This is a genomic window from Pseudomonas sp. NyZ480, assembly GCF_029537255.1.
GTDB lineage: Bacteria > Pseudomonadota > Gammaproteobacteria > Pseudomonadales > Pseudomonadaceae > Aquipseudomonas > Aquipseudomonas taiwanensis.
In genome coordinates this window covers 3,805,082-3,821,677 of the sequence record NZ_CP120626.1, presented here as the reverse complement: position 1 = coordinate 3,821,677, position 16,596 = coordinate 3,805,082, and the positions used below count along the sequence as shown (strand labels likewise).

The 16,596-nt window shown below is 61.8% G+C and carries 16 protein-coding genes; all 16 read left to right on the top strand.

The annotated features are described in order from the left end of the window. The first annotated feature begins 176 nt into the window (after nucleotides 1–176). The 16 genes from P3R38_RS17505 to P3R38_RS17430 all read left to right on the top strand — a co-directional run bounded on the left by P3R38_RS17505 (nucleotide 177) and on the right by P3R38_RS17430 (nucleotide 16,558). Complete coding sequence (locus tag P3R38_RS17505; protein ID WP_023381538.1) at nucleotides 177–1,031, top strand: flagellin domain-containing protein; 855 nt, start codon at nucleotides 177–179, stop codon at nucleotides 1,029–1,031. Nucleotides 1,032–1,101: 70 nt separating this feature from the next. Beyond that, entirely contained in the window at nucleotides 1,102–1,455 is a 354-nt protein-coding gene (locus P3R38_RS17500) for a flagellar protein FlaG (protein ID WP_023381537.1), read from the top strand. An 83-nt stretch (nucleotides 1,456–1,538) separates the two neighbouring features. Then, nucleotides 1,539–2,954, top strand: coding sequence for a flagellar filament capping protein FliD (gene fliD / locus P3R38_RS17495; protein ID WP_277686465.1), 1,416 nt, complete (start codon nucleotides 1,539–1,541; stop codon nucleotides 2,952–2,954). A 200-nt stretch (nucleotides 2,955–3,154) separates the two neighbouring features. After that, entirely contained in the window at nucleotides 3,155–3,550 is a 396-nt protein-coding gene (fliS, locus tag P3R38_RS17490; RefSeq protein WP_027908237.1) for a flagellar export chaperone FliS, read from the top strand. Nucleotides 3,551–3,563: 13 nt separating this feature from the next. Continuing rightward, entirely contained in the window at nucleotides 3,564–3,860 is a 297-nt protein-coding gene (locus P3R38_RS17485; protein WP_023381534.1) for a hypothetical protein, read from the top strand. A 166-nt stretch (nucleotides 3,861–4,026) separates the two neighbouring features. Next, a complete protein-coding gene (gene fleQ / locus P3R38_RS17480) occupies nucleotides 4,027–5,502 on the top strand; it encodes a transcriptional regulator FleQ (RefSeq protein ID WP_023381533.1) in 1,476 nt (491 codons plus the stop codon). A gap of 347 nt (nucleotides 5,503–5,849) precedes the next feature. Next, nucleotides 5,850–7,067 (top strand): ATP-binding protein, encoded by a 1,218-nt coding sequence (locus tag P3R38_RS17475; RefSeq protein WP_027908239.1) that lies wholly within the window; start codon nucleotides 5,850–5,852, stop codon nucleotides 7,065–7,067. Then, nucleotides 7,067–8,443: a sigma-54 dependent transcriptional regulator gene (locus P3R38_RS17470; RefSeq protein ID WP_023381531.1), complete on the top strand. Its 1,377-nt coding sequence runs from the start codon at nucleotides 7,067–7,069 to the stop codon at nucleotides 8,441–8,443. The genes P3R38_RS17475 and P3R38_RS17470 overlap by 1 nt, the downstream gene beginning before the upstream one ends. A gap of 107 nt (nucleotides 8,444–8,550) precedes the next feature. Beyond that, nucleotides 8,551–8,883, top strand: coding sequence for a flagellar hook-basal body complex protein FliE (gene fliE, locus P3R38_RS17465; protein ID WP_023381530.1), 333 nt, complete (start codon nucleotides 8,551–8,553; stop codon nucleotides 8,881–8,883). 16 nt (nucleotides 8,884–8,899) lie between these two features. Continuing rightward, nucleotides 8,900–10,678, top strand: coding sequence for a flagellar basal-body MS-ring/collar protein FliF (fliF, locus tag P3R38_RS17460; RefSeq protein ID WP_027908240.1), 1,779 nt, complete (start codon nucleotides 8,900–8,902; stop codon nucleotides 10,676–10,678). Next, entirely contained in the window at nucleotides 10,671–11,690 is a 1,020-nt protein-coding gene (gene fliG / locus P3R38_RS17455; protein ID WP_023381528.1) for a flagellar motor switch protein FliG, read from the top strand. The genes fliF and fliG overlap by 8 nt, the downstream gene beginning before the upstream one ends. Before the next feature lie 161 nt (nucleotides 11,691–11,851). Continuing rightward, entirely contained in the window at nucleotides 11,852–12,613 is a 762-nt protein-coding gene (fliH, locus tag P3R38_RS17450) for a flagellar assembly protein FliH (RefSeq protein ID WP_023381527.1), read from the top strand. Next, nucleotides 12,603–13,961, top strand: coding sequence for a flagellar protein export ATPase FliI (fliI, locus tag P3R38_RS17445; RefSeq protein WP_027908241.1), 1,359 nt, complete (start codon nucleotides 12,603–12,605; stop codon nucleotides 13,959–13,961). Before fliH ends, fliI begins: the two co-directional genes overlap by 11 nt. Before the next feature lie 6 nt (nucleotides 13,962–13,967). After that, nucleotides 13,968–14,420 carry a flagellar export protein FliJ gene (fliJ, locus tag P3R38_RS17440; RefSeq protein ID WP_023381525.1) on the top strand — a complete coding sequence of 151 codons (453 nt, stop codon included), beginning with the start codon at nucleotides 13,968–13,970 and terminating at the stop codon, nucleotides 14,418–14,420. 132 nt (nucleotides 14,421–14,552) lie between these two features. Beyond that, nucleotides 14,553–14,858, top strand: coding sequence for an STAS domain-containing protein (locus P3R38_RS17435; protein ID WP_023381524.1), 306 nt, complete (start codon nucleotides 14,553–14,555; stop codon nucleotides 14,856–14,858). An 8-nt stretch (nucleotides 14,859–14,866) separates the two neighbouring features. Then, on the top strand, nucleotides 14,867–16,558 hold the full coding sequence (locus P3R38_RS17430; RefSeq protein ID WP_023381523.1) for a fused response regulator/phosphatase: 1,692 nt from the start codon (nucleotides 14,867–14,869) through the stop codon (nucleotides 16,556–16,558). Nucleotides 16,559–16,596 lie beyond the last annotated feature (38 nt).

Sequence of the window (16,596 nt, the reverse complement as noted above, 5' to 3'; positions counted from 1 at the left end):
GAGTGCGGGGCTGAAAGGCCCGATTTGCAAGGGGTGGCGCGGTGATGGCATTTTTTTTTGGAAAACCGCTAAAGCAACTTGCAAACCCGACGATAACCATTACGAAGGTTCTCTAGGCCACACCCGGCGGATGCCAGGGCCGGAAGCCGTAGTATCCATCCAACGAGGAATTCGTCATGGCATTAACCGTAAACACCAACACCACTTCGCTGGGCGTGCAGAAGAACCTGAACAAAGCTTCCGACGCTCTGAGCACCTCGATGACCCGTCTGTCTTCCGGCCTGCGTATCAACAGCGCCAAGGACGACGCCGCTGGTCAGCAGATCGCCAACAAGCTGCAGACCATGGTTACCGGTACCACCGTTGCCATCAAGAACGCCAACGACGGTAACTCGATCACTCAGACCGCTGAAGGCGCGCTGTCGGAAATCACCAACATCCTGCAGCGTATGCGTGAGCTGGCTCTGCAGGCACGTAACGACTCCAACGGCACCACTGAACGCGCTGCTCTGAACAAAGAGTTCGCTGCCAAGTCCGACGAGATCACTCGTATCGCCACCTCCACCACCTTCGGTACCAGCAAGCAACTGCTGAACGGCACCGCTGGCACCATGGAGTTCCAGGTCGGCGCAATGACTGGTACCAGCCAGATCCTGAGCGTTTCGATGACCTCCTCGTTCGCTGCATCGACCCTGGCTGTCGGCACCGGCACCCTGGCGATCTCGGGTACTTCCGACTCCGCTGTTCACACCTCGGTTGACGCCGCCATCACCGCGATCGACGCCGCTCTGCAAACCGTTGACAACAAGAAGTCGGACCTGGGTGCTATCCAGAACCGCTTCCAGTCCACCATCAACAACCTGCAAAGCATGAACGAGAACTCGGCTGCCGCCATGGGCCGTGTTCAGGACACCGACTTCGCCGCAGAAACCGCTCAGCTGACCAAGCAGCAAACCCTGCAGCAAGCTTCGACCGCAGTTCTGGCTCAGGCCAACCAGCTGCCGTCCGCCGTACTGAAACTGCTTCAGTAATAGCGCGATGAAGTTTGGCGAGGGAGTGCCTGGGCACTCTCTCGCTTTTTACTTTTAGAGGTGAAGTGCGATGGACATAAGCGTCAAGTCGAGCCCGTCGTATCCGGTGTCGCCGCTGGCCGGCAATACCCACAAGGATGATGCGGCCGAGAAAGCCTACGGGCAGGTTCGCAAGACATCGCAAGAAGACGCTCCCAAGAGCGAGGCCGAGTTGCATTCGGCTGTGAAGGAAATACAGGATTTTGTCCAGTCGTTGCAGCGCAACCTGGAATTTTCGGTGGATGATTCCACCGGTACGTGGGTCGTCAAGGTTGTCGCCCGCGACAGTGGCGAGGTGATTCGTCAGATCCCATCGGAAACTGCACTGGAACTGGCTCGGAGCTTGCACGACGTCAACAGTCTGCTCTTCGATGAGAAAGCCTGAAGGCTGGCAGGTCATTTGAATTTTTGCACCGATACTGACGAGGCAGCTCAGCTTTTCGGCGTTAACCAGAGAAGGAGGATGTAATGGCAAGTCCAATTCTACCGAGTTTGGGACTGGGTTCCGGTCTCGATACCGCGTCCATTGTGAAGGCCCTGGTTGATGCTGAGAAAACCCCCAAGCAGAGTCAGCTCGATCGTCGAACCACGGCGAACACGGCATCCATTTCGGCGGTCGGCAGCCTCAAGAGCGCGCTGACTGCCTACAAGACGGCGCTGGAAAAGCTCAACGACAGTGCCAACCCGGCGTTCCTTGGTTCCGTGGCATCGACCTCCAATGACAAGTACGTCAAGGCCACCGCTGGCAGTTCGGCGGTCAATGGTAGCTATTCGATCCAGGTCAATCAGTTGGCAACGGCATCGCGCGTGGCCAGCCAGCGCTTTACCGATAGCAGCTCGGTGGTGTCTGCCAGCGGCGGTACGCTGACCATCACCCAGAACGGCACTAATGTCGATGTCACCATTCCTGCCAACGCCACGCTGCAGCAGGCGCGTGACGCGATCAATGCCCAGGCGACGTCGAAAGGCTTCACTGCCAACATCGTCAATGACGGAACCGGTTCGCGTCTGGTGTTGAGCTCCGACACCATGGGTGCAGGCTCGGATATTTCCACCTCGGGCATTGCCGAGCTGACCATCGACCCCGCTACGCAGATGACCGACGCGGGTGGTGCTGGCCGCATCGGTAACCTGGCAGTGGATGCCCAGTTCGCTATCGATGGCATGAGCCTCACCAGCAAGTCGAACAAGGTCGACAATGCGATCAGTGGCATGACGTTCGAACTGGTGTCCAAGACTGACGCGCTTTCTCCGGTGACCATCACCGTGGCCGCGAACACCGATGGCCTGAAGAAGTCTGTACAGTCGTTCGTCGACGCCTATAACGCCTTGGTCACCACCATCAATACCGTGAGTGTGTCGGTCAAAGGGTCGGACGGTACCTGGACCTCTCCGGCGCTGGCGGGCGATTCGGCGATTCGCAGTATGCAGTCGGCCCTGCGCAACGAGCTGGTGGTGCCGGGTACGGGTGGCTCGGGCCAGCTGACCGTTCTCTCGCAGTTGGGGATCAACACCGTTCAGGGTACCGGCCTACTCGAGTTCGATAGCACCAAGTTCACCAAGGCGATCAATGATCAGAAGCTCGGTGGCGAGGTACAGAACCTGTTCAATGGTGATGGTGGTCTGCTCGACCGCATGACCAAGGCGATGGAGCCGTTCTCGGCCTCCGGTGGCGTGCTGGACGAGCGCAACAAGTCGCTCGAGGCCGCCAAGAAGAGCTTGAGCCTGGAGCAGAGTTCCCTCGACGCTCGCATCAAGGATCTCGAGGCCTCGCTGACCAAGAAGTACAACACCATGGACACCTTGGTGGGTCAGCTCAACGCCCAGCGCGACAGCGTGCTTTCGATTTTCGAAGCGATGTCGGCCCAGCAGAAGAACTCCTGACGCACCCGGCACTTCATGGCAAGGACCTGGCATCTTCCTTCGAGTTGTCCGGTTGATGAGGCGATGGGGTGTGGTAGAGCCGACGCCAAAAGCCCGACGAAGCGTGACGCTTCGTTGGGCTTTTTGTATTCTCCCTAAAGTTTTTTGACGCCGCGCCGATAGCCCGGTCATACAGCAACCCCGTGGTGACGAGGTACCCCATGAATCCAATGTTAGCCCTTCGGCAATATCAAAAGATCGGCGCCCAGGCGCAGACCTCCGAGGCGAGCCCGCATCGTCTGGTGCAGATGCTGATGGAAGGCGGCCTGGACCGTATCGCTCAGGCCAGTGGTGCGATGCAGCGCAAGGACATCGCCGGCAAAGGCATCGCGATCGGCAAGGCTATCGGCATCATTGGCGGGCTGCGTGAAGGCCTGGATCGGGACAACATGACCGACGACCTCAATCGCCTCGACAACCTGTACCTGTACATGACTCGCCGTCTGAGCGAGGCCAATATCCATAATGATCCGGCAATCCTCGACGAGGTCAGGGACTTGCTGACCACGGTCAAGGAAGGCTGGGACGCGATCGGCGATCAGTCGACGGCACCCTGAGCCGGGAGGTTGTATGAGCGAGGTGATCGAACGTATCGAGCGAACCCGCGATGCATTGCAGGCAGCTTTGGCCAGCCGTGACTGGAATGTGGTCAGCGAGCTCGACCTTGAGTGCCGTATTTGTGTCGAGGATGTGCTGGCCGAGGCGCTCAGCAATGAGGCGGCGGTACGTTCGAGCCTGGAAAGTCTGCTGGGCGTTTATCAGCAGCTAATCGAGGTTGCAAGTGGCGAGCGTCAATCAATAGTCGACGAGATGACGCAAATCCGTCAGGCGAAAAGTGCCGCCAAGGTATACCATCTGTTCAGTTGACCACAGATGTGCAAAAAAGCCGTGCGCCATTAATTTGACTACGTGCTGTTTTTTGACTTTACTAGTGGCTGTTTTCGAATTTCAGACGTCCGAACACTGACCATTCAGTCGGAATGATCTCGAGCACGCCTAAGGGCGCCGATATGACTAGGGAAGTTGCTATTGCATGTGGCGTGAAACCAAAATTCTCCTGATCGATGACGACAGCGAGCGCCGCCGCGATCTGGCGGTGGTTCTGAACTTCCTCGGCGAAGAAAACCTCCCATGTTCCAGCCAGGACTGGCAGCGGGTGGTCGAGCCATTGTCGTCGAGTCGCGAAGTACTGTGCGTGCTGATCGGTACTGTAAAAGCTCCTGGTGGAGTGCTCGGGCTCCTTAAGACCGTGGCAGGTTGGGATGAGTTCCTTCCTGTTTTGCTTTTAGGTGAAATTTCTTCCGCGGAGTTCCCGGAAGACCTGCGCCGTCGAGTCCTGTCCAACCTGGAAATGCCGCCAAGCTACAGTCAGTTGCTCGATTCCCTGCACCGTGCCCAGGTCTATCGCGAGATGTACGACCAGGCGCGCGAGCGTGGTCGGCAGCGTGAGCCGAACCTGTTCCGCAGCCTGGTGGGTACCAGCCGGGCGATCCAGCATGTGCGGCAGATGATGCAGCAGGTGGCTGACACCGATGCCAGCGTGCTGATCCTGGGTGAGTCCGGCACCGGCAAGGAAGTGGTGGCGCGCAACCTGCACTACCACTCCAAGCGTCGCGAAGCGCCTTTCGTGCCGGTCAACTGCGGCGCGATCCCAGCCGAGCTGCTCGAAAGCGAGCTATTCGGCCACGAGAAGGGCGCCTTCACTGGGGCCATCACCAGCCGCGCCGGGCGCTTCGAGCTCGCCAATGGTGGTACGTTGTTCCTCGACGAAATCGGTGACATGCCGTTGCCGATGCAGGTCAAGCTGCTGCGCGTGCTGCAGGAACGTACCTTCGAACGCGTTGGCAGCAACAAGACCCAGAGCATCGATGTACGCATCATCGCGGCAACCCACAAGAACCTCGAGACCATGATCGAGGACGGGACCTTCCGCGAGGACCTGTACTACCGACTCAATGTATTCCCCATCGAAATGGCGCCGCTGCGTGAGCGTGTTGAAGACATCCCGCTGCTGATGAACGAGCTGATTTCGCGCATGGAGCACGAAAAGCGTGGCTCGATCCGCTTCAACTCGGCCTCGATCATGTCGCTGTGCCGTCACGGCTGGCCGGGTAACGTCCGCGAACTGGCCAACTTGGTCGAGCGCATGGCGATCATGCATCCGTACGGGGTGATTGGCGTCTCGGAGTTGCCGAAGAAGTTCCGTTACGTCGACGATGAAGACGAGCAGTTGGTCGACAGCTTGCGCAGCGACCTCGAAGAGCGCGTCGCCATCAATGGCCATACGCCGAACTTCGCCAACCATGCCATGTTGCCGCCTGAAGGGCTGGATCTGAAGGACTACCTGGGTAGCCTCGAACAAGGGCTTATCCAGCAGGCATTGGACGATGCCAACGGTATCGTTGCGCGAGCGGCTGAACGTTTGCGTATTCGTCGGACCACCTTGGTGGAGAAGATGCGCAAGTACGGCATGAGTCGCCAGGGGGGCGAGGATCAGGCTGAGGATTGATTGGGGTAAGGCTTGCGTAAGGCTGGCGTAAGCCTTGCGTAAGCCTTGCGCTGTGCGGTGTGGCGAACATCGAGCGCCGCCCGCGCGGCGCATCGCGAGCAAGGCTCGCTCCTACGTCTGTTTCGAGCCAGTAACGTCAGTGACAGGCGCGCGCGACCGCCTTGTTCGTGGGGCTCGCTATCGCGCAGACATAGTTGGCCTGAAACAACGTGCGTGTCTTGCTCGTGATGCGCCGCACCGCAAATCCCAAGGGCGTACACTGCACAAACCCCCATCTCCGGCACGGCTATTGCTACACCGCTGGCACCATACCGTTTTTATGACGGTCAGCCACGCGAGAGAGCACGATGCCCCAGGCCGCCCACTTTTCCCGAACCCCGAATCCGCAAGGGGGTGCCTCGGTCGAACAGGAGAGTCGACAGGGGCTTGAGCAGGCCTTCGCTCTGTTCAATCAGGTATCCACTCAGCTCAACGAGTCCTACAACATGCTCGAGGCGCGCGTCAGCGAGCTGCGTGGCGAGTTGGCGGTCGTCAGTGCGCAGCGCATGGATGAGCTGGGAGAGAAGGAACGCTTGGCCAATCGTTTGCAGAATCTGCTGGACTTGCTGCCGGGCGGGATCATCGTGATCGATGGGCAGGGGCTGGTGAGCGAGGCCAATCCGGCCGCGTGCGACCTGTTGGGTGAGCCGCTGGTGGGACAATTGTGGCGCGAAGTGATCGCTCGCAGTTTCGCCCCGCGCAAGGATGACGGCCACGAGGTGTCCCTGCGCGATGGGCGGCGCTTGTCCATCGCCACGCGCTCGCTGGACGCTGAGCCCGGTCAGTTGGTACTGCTCAATGACCTGACCGAAACTCGGCGCCTGCAGGACCAGTTGGCCCGTCACGAGCGCCTGTCGTCCCTCGGGCGCATGGTCGCTTCTCTGGCTCATCAGATTCGTACGCCGTTGTCGGCGGCCATGCTCTACGCCAGTCATTTGGCGGACGATAGCCAAACCCTTGCGCCGCAGACGCGGCATCGCTTCGCCAGCAATCTCAAGGAGCGCTTGCACGAACTGGAGCACCAGGTGCGCGACATGCTGGTGTTTGCCCGTGGCGAGTTGCCGTTGGGGGATCGCATCACGCCCAAGGGGTTGTTCCAGGCGCTGCAGCAGGCGGCGCAGTCGCATGTCCAGGGGCATGCCGTGCGTTGGCAGTGTGACAGTCATCTGGGGGAGTTGCTGTGCAATCGCGACACCTTGGTCGGCGCGTTGCTCAACCTTCTTGAAAATGCCTTGCAGGCCAGTGGTGGCCAGGCTCGGATCAAGGTGCACCTGTATCGGCGAGAGCAGGTGCTGCACCTGTGTGTCAGCGATGCCGGCTGCGGTATCGCGGCTGATGTGCTCGAACGTCTGGGTGAGCCGTTCGTGACCACCAAGGCCACTGGCACCGGGCTGGGCCTGGCGGTGGTAAAGGCGGTCGTGCGTGCGCACCAAGGGCGCGTGTGCCTGCGTTCGAAAGTGGGGCGAGGCACCTGTGTCAGGGTAGAGCTGCCATTGATCGATGGGCAGCCAGTGGAGGTCATGTAATGCAGATCAAGGTGCTGCTGGTCGAGGATGACCGCGTGTTGCGCCAGGCGCTGGGCGACACCCTGGAAATCGGCGGCTATGGCTACCGCGCGGTCGGTAGTGCCGAAGAGGCGCTCGAAGCGGCAAGCGGCGAGGCGTTCAGCCTGGTGGTCAGTGATGTGAACATGCCGGGCATGGACGGTCACCAACTCTTGGCGCAGTTGCGCCGTCATCACCCCCATTTGCCGGTGCTGCTGATGACCGCTCATGCTGCGGTGGAGCGCGCCGTCGATGCGATGCGCCAGGGCGCTGTCGATTACCTGGTCAAGCCGTTCGAGCCCAAGGCGTTGCTAAGCCTGGTGGAGCGCCATGCCGCAGGGCGGGTGGGGCCGGCTGACGAAGACGGGCCAGTGGCTTGCGAGCCGGCCAGCCGGCAATTGCTGGAGTTGGCGGCGCGGGTTGCGCGCAGCGACTCCACGGTGTTGATCTCGGGTGAGTCGGGCACCGGCAAGGAAGTGCTGGCGCGTTACATTCACCAGCAGTCGTTGCGTGCGGCGCAGCCATTCGTGGCAATCAATTGCGCGGCCATTCCGGACAACATGCTCGAAGCGACCTTGTTCGGTCACGAGAAAGGCGCTTTCACCGGTGCGATCGCCGCCCAGGAGGGTAAGTTCGAGCAGGCCAACGGCGGCACCTTGCTGCTCGATGAGATTTCCGAGATGCCGCTGGGGTTGCAAGCCAAGTTGCTGCGCGTGCTGCAAGAGCGCGAGGTGGAGCGGGTAGGTGGGCGCAAGCCGGTCACGCTGGATATTCGGGTACTGGCCACTACCAACCGTGATCTGGCGGGTGAAGTGTCGGCGGGGCGATTCCGCGAGGACCTTTACTACCGTCTTTCGGTATTCCCCTTGGCGTGGCAGCCGCTGCGCGAACGCAGTGGCGATATCCTGCCGCTGGCCGAGCGTCTGCTGGCGCGCCATGTGGCGAAGATGAAGCATGCGCCGGTGCGGCTGTCCGCCGATGCGCGGGCTTGCCTGCAGGGTTATGCCTGGCCCGGCAACGTCCGAGAGTTGGACAATGCGCTGCAGCGGGCTTTGATCCTGCAGCAAGGCGGGGTCATCGAGGCGGCGGATTTCTGCCTGGCTGGCGCCATACCCTTGGCGACTTCGGGCGGTGCCATTACTGCGCCATTATCTGAAGATTTGACGGTCGAGGGCTCTGGGTTGGGTGATGACATGCGTCGTCACGAATTCCAGATGATCATCGACACCCTGCGCGCCGAACGTGGGCGCCGCAAGGAAGCTGCCGAGCGGCTGGGGATCAGCCCACGCACCTTGCGCTACAAGCTGGCGCAGATGCGGGATGCCGGGCTCGATGTAGAAGCCAGTCTGTACGGTTGAAAACCACGAATTAGCAGGATGGTGTGCGGGCTGGCACTCTTGTTGCTAGCTCCAGGCTATCCGCTGCATCAGTGTCAAAAAAATGCGGCCGCCGGAGAGAGAAGTCCATGAGCCAAGGTGTTGAATTCAATCGTCTGATGTTGGACATGCGTGCCATGCAGGCCGAAGCCATGTCCGCGCCCAAGGCGTCGGTCGCCGCAGAGCTGGCGCCAGGCCAAAGCAGCTTCGCCGACATGCTCGGCCAGGCCATCAACAAGGTGCATGAGACCCAGCAGGCGTCCACCCAGCTGGCCAATGCCTTCGAGATCGGCAAGAGCGGCGTCGACCTGACCGACGTGATGATTGCTTCGCAGAAAGCCTCGGTGTCCTTCCAGGCCCTGACGCAGGTACGTAACAAGCTGGTTCAGTCGTACCAGGACATCATGCAGATGCCAGTTTAAGGACGGAAGTTAAGTCATGGCCGAAGCAGTCGTCGATAACGCCCCCGCCAAAAGTGGCCCGCCAGTGGCCAAGCCGCCGCTGTTCGGCATGGCGTTCCTGGAAAACATCTCGCAGATGCCCATGCTGCGTCAGGTCGGCCTGTTGGTCGGGCTGGCAGCCAGCGTGGCGATCGGCTTCGCCGTCGTGCTCTGGTCGCAACAGCCTGACTATCGTCCGTTGTACGGCAGCCTGGCCGGCATGGACACCAAGCAGGTCATGGACGTGCTGGCGGCTGCCGACATTCCCTACAACGTCGAGCCTAACTCCGGTGCGCTACTGGTCAAGGCCGACGACCTCTCCCGTGCGCGCCTGAAACTGGCTGCTGCCGGCGTGGCGCCAAGCGACGGTAATGTAGGCTTCGAGATTCTCGACAAAGAGCAAGGCCTGGGCACCAGCCAGTTCATGGAGGCCACTCGCTACCGCCGTGGCCTGGAAGGTGAGCTGGCGCGGACCATCTCCAGCCTGAACAATGTCAAAGCGGCGCGTGTGCACCTGGCGATCCCTAAAAGCTCGGTGTTCGTCCGTGACGAGCGCAAGCCAAGTGCGTCGGTACTGGTCGAGTTGTATCCAGGCCGTGCCCTGGAGGCGGGTCAGGTGATGGCCATCGTCAACCTGGTCGCCACTAGCGTACCGGAACTGGAAAAGTCGCAGGTCACCGTGGTCGACCAGAAGGGTAACCTGCTGTCCGACCAGTTGCAGGACACCGCCCTGACCATGGCCGGCAAGCAGTTCGACTACAGCCGCCGCATGGAAAGCATGCTGACCCAGCGCGTGCACAATATCCTGCAGCCGGTCCTGGGCAACGACCGCTACAAGGCCGAAGTGTCCGCTGACCTTGACTTCAGCGCGGTGGAGTCCACCTCCGAGCAGTTCAACCCGGACCAACCGGCGCTGCGCAGCGAGCAGTCGGTCAACGAGCAGCGCAGCAGCAGCCAGGGCCCGCAGGGTGTGCCGGGTGCGCTGAGCAATCAGCCGCCGGCAGGCGCCTCGGCGCCCGAGAATGCCACCGCTGCCGCACCCGCTGCCGGCGCCATCCAGCCGGGCCAGCCCCTGGTGGATGCCAATGGTCAGCAGATCATGGACCCGGCCACCGGCCAGCCGATGCTTGCGCCGTACCCGGCCGACAAGCGGCAGCAGACCACCAAGAACTTCGAACTTGACCGCTCCATCAGCCACACCCGTCAACAACAAGGTCGCCTGACCCGCCTGTCGGTGGCCGTGGTGGTCGACGACCAGGTCAAGGTCGACGCCGCCAGCGGCGAGAGCACCCGCACCCCCTGGGGGGCCGAGGACCTGGCGCGGTTCACCCGCCTGGTGCAGGACGCGGTAGGCTTCGACGCCAGCCGTGGCGACAGCGTGACCGTGATCAACGTACCGTTCGCTGCCGACCGTGGCGAAGAGATCGCCGACATCGCGTTCTACCAGCAGCCGTGGTTCTGGGACATCGTCAAGCAGGTCCTGGGTGTACTGTTCATCCTGGTGCTGGTGTTCGGCGTGCTGCGTCCGGTGCTCAACAATATTACCGGCGGCGGCAAGCAGGCTGCCACGGACAGCGACATGGAGCTGGGCGGCATGATCGGTCTGGATGGCGAGTTGGCCAACGACCGCGTCAGCTTGGGTGGCCCGAGCAGCATTCTGTTGCCAAGCCCTTCCGAAGGGTATGAGGCACAGCTCAACGCAATCAAGGGCCTGGTGGCCGAAGATCCGGGCCGTGTGGCTCAGGTCGTGAAAGAGTGGATTAACGCCGATGAGTGATAACCGAGCCGTTGCCGCCAAGCTGAGCCGCGTCGACAAAGCGGCCATTCTCCTGCTGTCCCTGGGCGAAACCGATGCCGCCCAGGTCCTGCGACACATGGGGCCCAAGGAAGTGCAGCGGGTCGGTGTGGCCATGGCGCAGATGGGCAATGTGCATCGCGAGCAGGTCGAGCAGGTGATGAGCGAGTTCGTCGACATCGTCGGCGACCAGACCAGCCTGGGGGTTGGCTCTGATGGCTACATCCGCAAGATGCTCAACCAGGCGCTGGGCGAAGACAAGGCCAACGGCCTGATCGACCGCATCCTGCTCGGTGGCAACACCAGCGGCCTGGACAGCCTCAAGTGGATGGAGCCGCGAGCCGTGGCCGACGTCATCCGCTACGAGCACCCGCAGATCCAGGCGATCGTGGTGGCCTACCTCGACCCCGACCAGGCTGGCGAAGTGCTGAGCAACTTCGACCACAAGGTGCGTCTGGACATCATCCTGCGTGTGTCGTCGCTCAACACCGTGCAGCCGGCGGCGCTTAAAGAGCTGAACCAGATCCTCGAGAAGCAGTTCTCGGGCAACTCCAACGCCGCGCGGACCACCTTGGGCGGTATCAAGCGTGCAGCCGACATCATGAACTTCCTCGACAGCTCCGTGGAAGGTGCACTGATGGACTCGATCCGCGAAATCGACAACGACCTGTCGGAGCAGATCGAAGACTTGATGTTCGTCTTCAACAACCTGGCCGATGTCGACGACCGGGGCATCCAGGCACTGTTGCGCGAGGTATCCTCCGACGTGCTGGTGGTGTCGCTCAAAGGCGCCGACGAGCGGGTCAAGGACAAGATCTTCAAGAACATGTCCAAGCGTGCGTCGGAGCTGCTGCGCGACGACCTGGAGGCCAAGGGCCCGGTGCGCGTCAGCGACGTGGAAACGGCGCAGAAGGAAATCCTCACCATTGCCCGTCGTATGGCCGAAGCCGGCGAGATCGTGCTTGGCGGCAAGGGCGCCGAGGAAATGATTTAAAAGGTTGCCGGTTCATGCTGGCTGGTGCTGCCCCTGTGGCGCGGGTTTATCCGCGAATGCACCAGGCCAGCCGATGAGGTTGCCCTTGCCGACGCATTCGCGGGTGAACCCGCGCCTGCAGCGAATGCATCGGCTGAACATGTTTTTGAGAATTTGACGGCATGTCCACCACTGAACACCCCAGCGACCTGATCCGCGCCCGCGACCTCGAGGGCGTCGATGTCTGGGCGTTGCCCAGCTTCGATCCGCAGCCCGAGCCAGAGCCTGAACCCGAGCCAGAAATCATCGAGGAAGAGGTCGAAGAGGTGCCGCTGGAAGAAGTCCAGCCACTGACGCTCGAAGAACTCGAAGCGATCCGCCAGGAAGCCTACAACGAAGGTTTCGCCACCGGCGAGCGCGAAGGTTTTCACAGCACCCAGCTGAAGGTGCGCCAGGAGGCCGAAGAAGCCTTGTCGGCCAAGCTGGCGACCCTGGAGCAGTTGATGAGCAACCTGCTCGAGCCGATTGCCGAGCAGGACACGCAGATCGAAAAAAGCCTGGTGCACCTGGTCGCGCACATGACCCGGCAGGTGATCGGGCGCGAGCTGCACACCGACTCCAGCCAGATCACCCACGTGCTGCGCGAGGCGCTCAAACTGCTGCCCATGGGCGCCGACAACATCCGTATTCACCTCAATCCCCAGGACTTCGAGCTGGCCAAGGCCCTGCGCGAGCGTCACGAGGAAAGCTGGAAGCTGCTGGAGGATGAGGGCCTGCTGCCGGGCGGCTGTCGTATCGAGACGGCCCACAGTCGCATCGACGCGACCATGGAGACTCGCATCGAGAAAGCGGTAGCGCAGCTGTTCGACCAGTTGCATGACCAGTCGCTGCATCCGGCGACGCCGGACCTCAGCATCGAGCTGGGCGACAACGATGCGCCTTGATCGCACCAGTTTCGGCAAGCGCATGGGCAGCTATGCCGAGGCGATCAAGCTGCCTGCCCAGCCGGTGGTCGAGGGCCGCCTGCTGCGAATGGTGGGGCTGACCCTGGAGGCCGAAGGCCTGCGCACTGCCGTGGGCAGTCGTTGCCTGGTGATCAATGACGACAGCTACCACCCGGTGCAGGTCGAAGCCGAGGTCATGGGCTTTGCCGGTAACAAGGTTTTCCTGATGCCAGTGGGCAGCATCGCGGGTATCGCCCCGGGGGCGCGGGTGGTGCCGCTGGATGACAGCGGACGGCTGCCCATGGGCATGAGCATGCTCGGCCGGGTGCTTGACGGCGCCGGTCGTGCGCTCGATGGCAAGGGCGGCATGAAGGCCGAAGACTGGGTGCCGATGGATGGCCCGGTGATCAACCCGCTGAACCGCGACCCCATCAGCCAGCCGCTGGATGTCGGTATCCGCAGCATCAACGGTCTGCTCACGGTTGGCCGTGGCCAGCGTCTTGGCTTGTTTGCCGGTACCGGTGTCGGTAAGTCGGTGCTGTTGGGCATGATGACCCGCTTTACCGAGGCCGAAATCATCGTGGTCGGGCTGATCGGCGAGCGGGGCCGCGAGGTGAAGGAGTTCATCGAGCACATCCTGGGCGAAGAAGGCCTCAAGCGCTCGGTAGTGGTGGCGTCACCCGCCGACGATGCCCCCCTGATGCGGTTGCGCGCCGCCATGTATTGCACCCGGATCGCCGAATACTTCCGTGACAAGGGCAAGAACGTCCTGTTGCTCATGGATTCGCTGACTCGCTTTGCCCAGGCCCAGCGGGAAATCGCCTTGGCCATCGGTGAGCCGCCGGCGACTCGCGGCTACCCGCCATCGGTATTCGCCAAGCTGCCCAAGTTAGTGGAACGGGCGGGTAACGGTGAGCCGGGTGGTGGCTCCATCACCGCGTTCTATACAGTGCTTTCCGAAGGCGATGACCAGCAGGATCCGATCGCCGACTCGGCGCGCGGCGTGCTGGACGGTCACTTCGTGCTATCGCGGCGCCTGGCGGAGGAGGGGCATTACCCGGCCATCGATATCGAAGCGTCCATCAGCCGGGTCATGCCCCAGGTGGTCGATGCTGACCATTTGCGCCAGGCGCAGAAGTTCAAGCAGTTGTGGTCGCGCCTGTCGCAAAGTCGCGACCTGATAAGCGTGGGCGCCTACGTGGCTGGCGGTGATCCTGAGACGGACCTGGCCATTGCCTTGCAGCCCAAGCTGGTGGATTTCCTGCGCCAGGGGCTGGACGAAAACGTCGGCATGACCCAGAGCCGCGAACAGCTGGGGATGATTTTCACGCCCCCGGCGGCCGGTTGATAGACCATGGCCTCCCCTAGCCGAGCCGCGCGCCTGGCGCCGGTGGTGGAAATGGCCGAAGAGGCCGAGCGCAAGGCTGCCCAGCGCCTTGGGCACTTCCAGCAACAAGTGGCCCAGGCCCAGGCCAAGCTGGCCGAGCTCGAAAGTTTCCGTGAGGGCTACCAGGCGCAGTGGATCAATCGCGGTGGCCAGGGTGTCAACGGCAGTTGGCTGGTGAACTATCAACGCTTCCTGGGGCAGCTTGAAACGGCCATGACCCAGCAGCGCCAGAGTCTCAACTGGCATCAGACCAACCTCAACAATGCCCGTGGTACCTGGCAGCAGGCCTATGCCCGAGTGGAAGGGCTGCGCAAGCTGGTCCAGCGGTACATGGACGAGGCGCGGCGGGCCGAGGACAAGCGTGAGCAGAGGCTGTTGGATGAGTTGTCGCAGCGGCTGCCAAGGCAGGGGCATTCGTAGGTGGTACCGGTCTTGTCGCCAGCAGGTCGGTGCCGGCGTGGGGCGCTGAAAAGACCGGGCGCCTTGCACCCCTTGCCAGTGGCTGCTAAACATTGAAGAGTTGCATTCGCCATCATCGAAGGAATCGCTAGCATGGCAGTCGAGAGTGATTTTTCGCAGGACGGAAAAAAACTGACGATCAAGATCAAGGGGCGCTTCGATTTCGGCAAGCATCAGGAATTCAGGGATGCTTACGAGCGCCAGGATCGTCGACCCGACTCGGTGGTCGTCGATCTCAAGGACGCTACCTACCTGGACAGTTCCGCGCTCGGCATGCTGCTGTTGCTGCGTGACCACGCCGGCGGCGACGAATCGGACGTGAGAGTAGTGCACGCCAGCGATGATGTGCGCAAGATTCTGGCGATCTCCAATTTCGAAAAACTGTTCGACATCAGTTGAGTGTCGCGATGGCGACTGATCAGGCGTTGACCGTGCTGGTGGCGGAGGACGGCGCGGCCGATCGTCTGCTGCTCGCGCAAATCGTCCGGCGCCAGGGGCACCAGGTGTTTACCGCTGAAAACGGAGAGCAGGCGGTGGCGCTGTTCATCGAGCGGCGACCGCAACTGGTGTTGCTCGATGCACTCATGCCGGTGATGGATGGCTTCGAGGCCGCGCGGCAGATCAAGGCCCTGGCGGGAGAGGCGTTGGTGCCGATCATCTTTCTCACCTCGTTGAGTGAGGAGGATGCCTTGGTGCGCTGCCTGGAGGCCGGGGGCGACGACTTCATGGCCAAACCGTACAGCGCGGTGATTCTCGGCGCCAAGATCCGAGCGATGGACCGCCTGCGTCGCCTGCAGGCCACGGTGCTTGAACAGCGCGACCAGATCGCCCGCCATCACCATCACCTGCTGAACGAACAGCGGGTCGCCAAGGCGGTGTTCGACAAGGTGGCGCACTCCGGCTGCCTGTCCGCTTCCAACATTCGCTACCTGCAATCGCCCTACGCTTTGTTCAATGGCGATTTGTTGCTGGCGGCCTTCACGCCTTCCGGTGACATGCATGTATTGCTGGGGGACTTCACTGGCCATGGCCTGCCCGCTGCCGTCGGCGCCATGCCACTGGCAGAGGTGTTCTATGGCATGACCGCCAAGGGCTATGGGCTGGCGCAGACCCTGCGCGAAATGAACGCCAAGCTCAAGCGTATCCTGCCAGTGGACATGTTCGCGTGCGTGCTGTTGCTCAGTCTCAGCGTGCAGCGCGGTTTGGTGGAAGTCTGGAACGGCGGTATGCCTGACGGTTACCGGTTGTCGGCTAGTGGCGAGGTGCTATCGGTGCTCAGCTCGCGTCACCTGCCGCTCGGCATTCTGGCTCCAGAGCGTTTCGACGACAGTACCGAAGTGCTTCCGCTAGCGCCGGGCGAGCGCTTGTTGCTGCTCTCCGATGGCGTGGTCGATACGGCCGATGACCAAGAGCGTCTGTTCGGTGTGCAGCGCCTGCGTCAGGTGCTGGCCGACAACCGTGACCCCAGCCTGCTGTTCGAAGAGGTCATGCAGGCGCTCAAACGCTTTGGCGGACGGCCCAGGGATGACATCAGTCTGTGCGACATCCGCATGTTCGCCCCAGGCGAGAAGGTGCCTGCGCCGACGTTGTACTCTGACAGCGGGCGTTCCAGTCCTTTGGACTGGTCGTTGGGGTTCGAGCTGCGGGGTGAAAGCCTCAAGCGGTTCAATCCGGTGCCATACCTGGTCCAATTGCTGCAAGAGATCCATGGCCTTCGGCCCAGTACCGGTCGTTTGCACAGCGTGCTCAGTGAGCTGTATTCGAATGCCCTGGAACATGGTGTGCTGGGCCTGGATTCGCGGCTCAAGCGTGATGTTCAGGGTTTTGCCAACTATTATCAGGAACGCGCCCGGCGATTGGCTTCGTTGGTCGAAGGCCATGTGCGGATCGACCTGCGGGTTGAGCCGCTGGAGCGTGGCGGGCGTCTGACCATTGAGGTGCGTGACACTGGCGCGGGCTTCGATGTTTGCCAGGTGTTGTCCCGCACGCCCCAGGAGCAGGGGCTCAGCGGTCGCGGCCTGGGGCTGGTGCAGCGGCTGGGTGACAGTGCCCAATGGATCGAGGGTGGGCGTTGCGCGCGGGTCTGCTTCGACTGGTAAGCCCAATGGTGAGTCGTGGGACGGCTCAGGCATAATCC

What these genes read in the sequence shown, in the direction of transcription:
- P3R38_RS17430 (WP_023381523.1), top strand. Translation starts at nt 14,867, where the DNA reads ATGGCGACTGATCAGGCGTTGACCGTGCTGGTGGCGGAGGACGGCGCG.
- fleQ (WP_023381533.1), top strand. Translation starts at nt 4,027, where the DNA reads ATGTGGCGTGAAACCAAAATTCTCCTGATCGATGACGACAGCGAGCGC.
- fliE (WP_023381530.1), top strand. Translation starts at nt 8,551, where the DNA reads ATGAGCCAAGGTGTTGAATTCAATCGTCTGATGTTGGACATGCGTGCC.
- fliD (WP_277686465.1), top strand. Translation starts at nt 1,539, where the DNA reads ATGGCAAGTCCAATTCTACCGAGTTTGGGACTGGGTTCCGGTCTCGAT.
- P3R38_RS17505 (WP_023381538.1), top strand. Translation starts at nt 177, where the DNA reads ATGGCATTAACCGTAAACACCAACACCACTTCGCTGGGCGTGCAGAAG.
- fliF (WP_027908240.1), top strand. Translation starts at nt 8,900, where the DNA reads ATGGCCGAAGCAGTCGTCGATAACGCCCCCGCCAAAAGTGGCCCGCCA.
- P3R38_RS17500 (WP_023381537.1), top strand. Translation starts at nt 1,102, where the DNA reads ATGGACATAAGCGTCAAGTCGAGCCCGTCGTATCCGGTGTCGCCGCTG.
- fliS (WP_027908237.1), top strand. Translation starts at nt 3,155, where the DNA reads ATGAATCCAATGTTAGCCCTTCGGCAATATCAAAAGATCGGCGCCCAG.
- fliG (WP_023381528.1), top strand. Translation starts at nt 10,671, where the DNA reads ATGAGTGATAACCGAGCCGTTGCCGCCAAGCTGAGCCGCGTCGACAAA.
- P3R38_RS17470 (WP_023381531.1), top strand. Translation starts at nt 7,067, where the DNA reads ATGCAGATCAAGGTGCTGCTGGTCGAGGATGACCGCGTGTTGCGCCAG.
- P3R38_RS17485 (WP_023381534.1), top strand. Translation starts at nt 3,564, where the DNA reads ATGAGCGAGGTGATCGAACGTATCGAGCGAACCCGCGATGCATTGCAG.
- P3R38_RS17435 (WP_023381524.1), top strand. Translation starts at nt 14,553, where the DNA reads ATGGCAGTCGAGAGTGATTTTTCGCAGGACGGAAAAAAACTGACGATC.
- fliH (WP_023381527.1), top strand. Translation starts at nt 11,852, where the DNA reads ATGTCCACCACTGAACACCCCAGCGACCTGATCCGCGCCCGCGACCTC.
- fliJ (WP_023381525.1), top strand. Translation starts at nt 13,968, where the DNA reads ATGGCCTCCCCTAGCCGAGCCGCGCGCCTGGCGCCGGTGGTGGAAATG.
- P3R38_RS17475 (WP_027908239.1), top strand. Translation starts at nt 5,850, where the DNA reads ATGCCCCAGGCCGCCCACTTTTCCCGAACCCCGAATCCGCAAGGGGGT.
- fliI (WP_027908241.1), top strand. Translation starts at nt 12,603, where the DNA reads ATGCGCCTTGATCGCACCAGTTTCGGCAAGCGCATGGGCAGCTATGCC.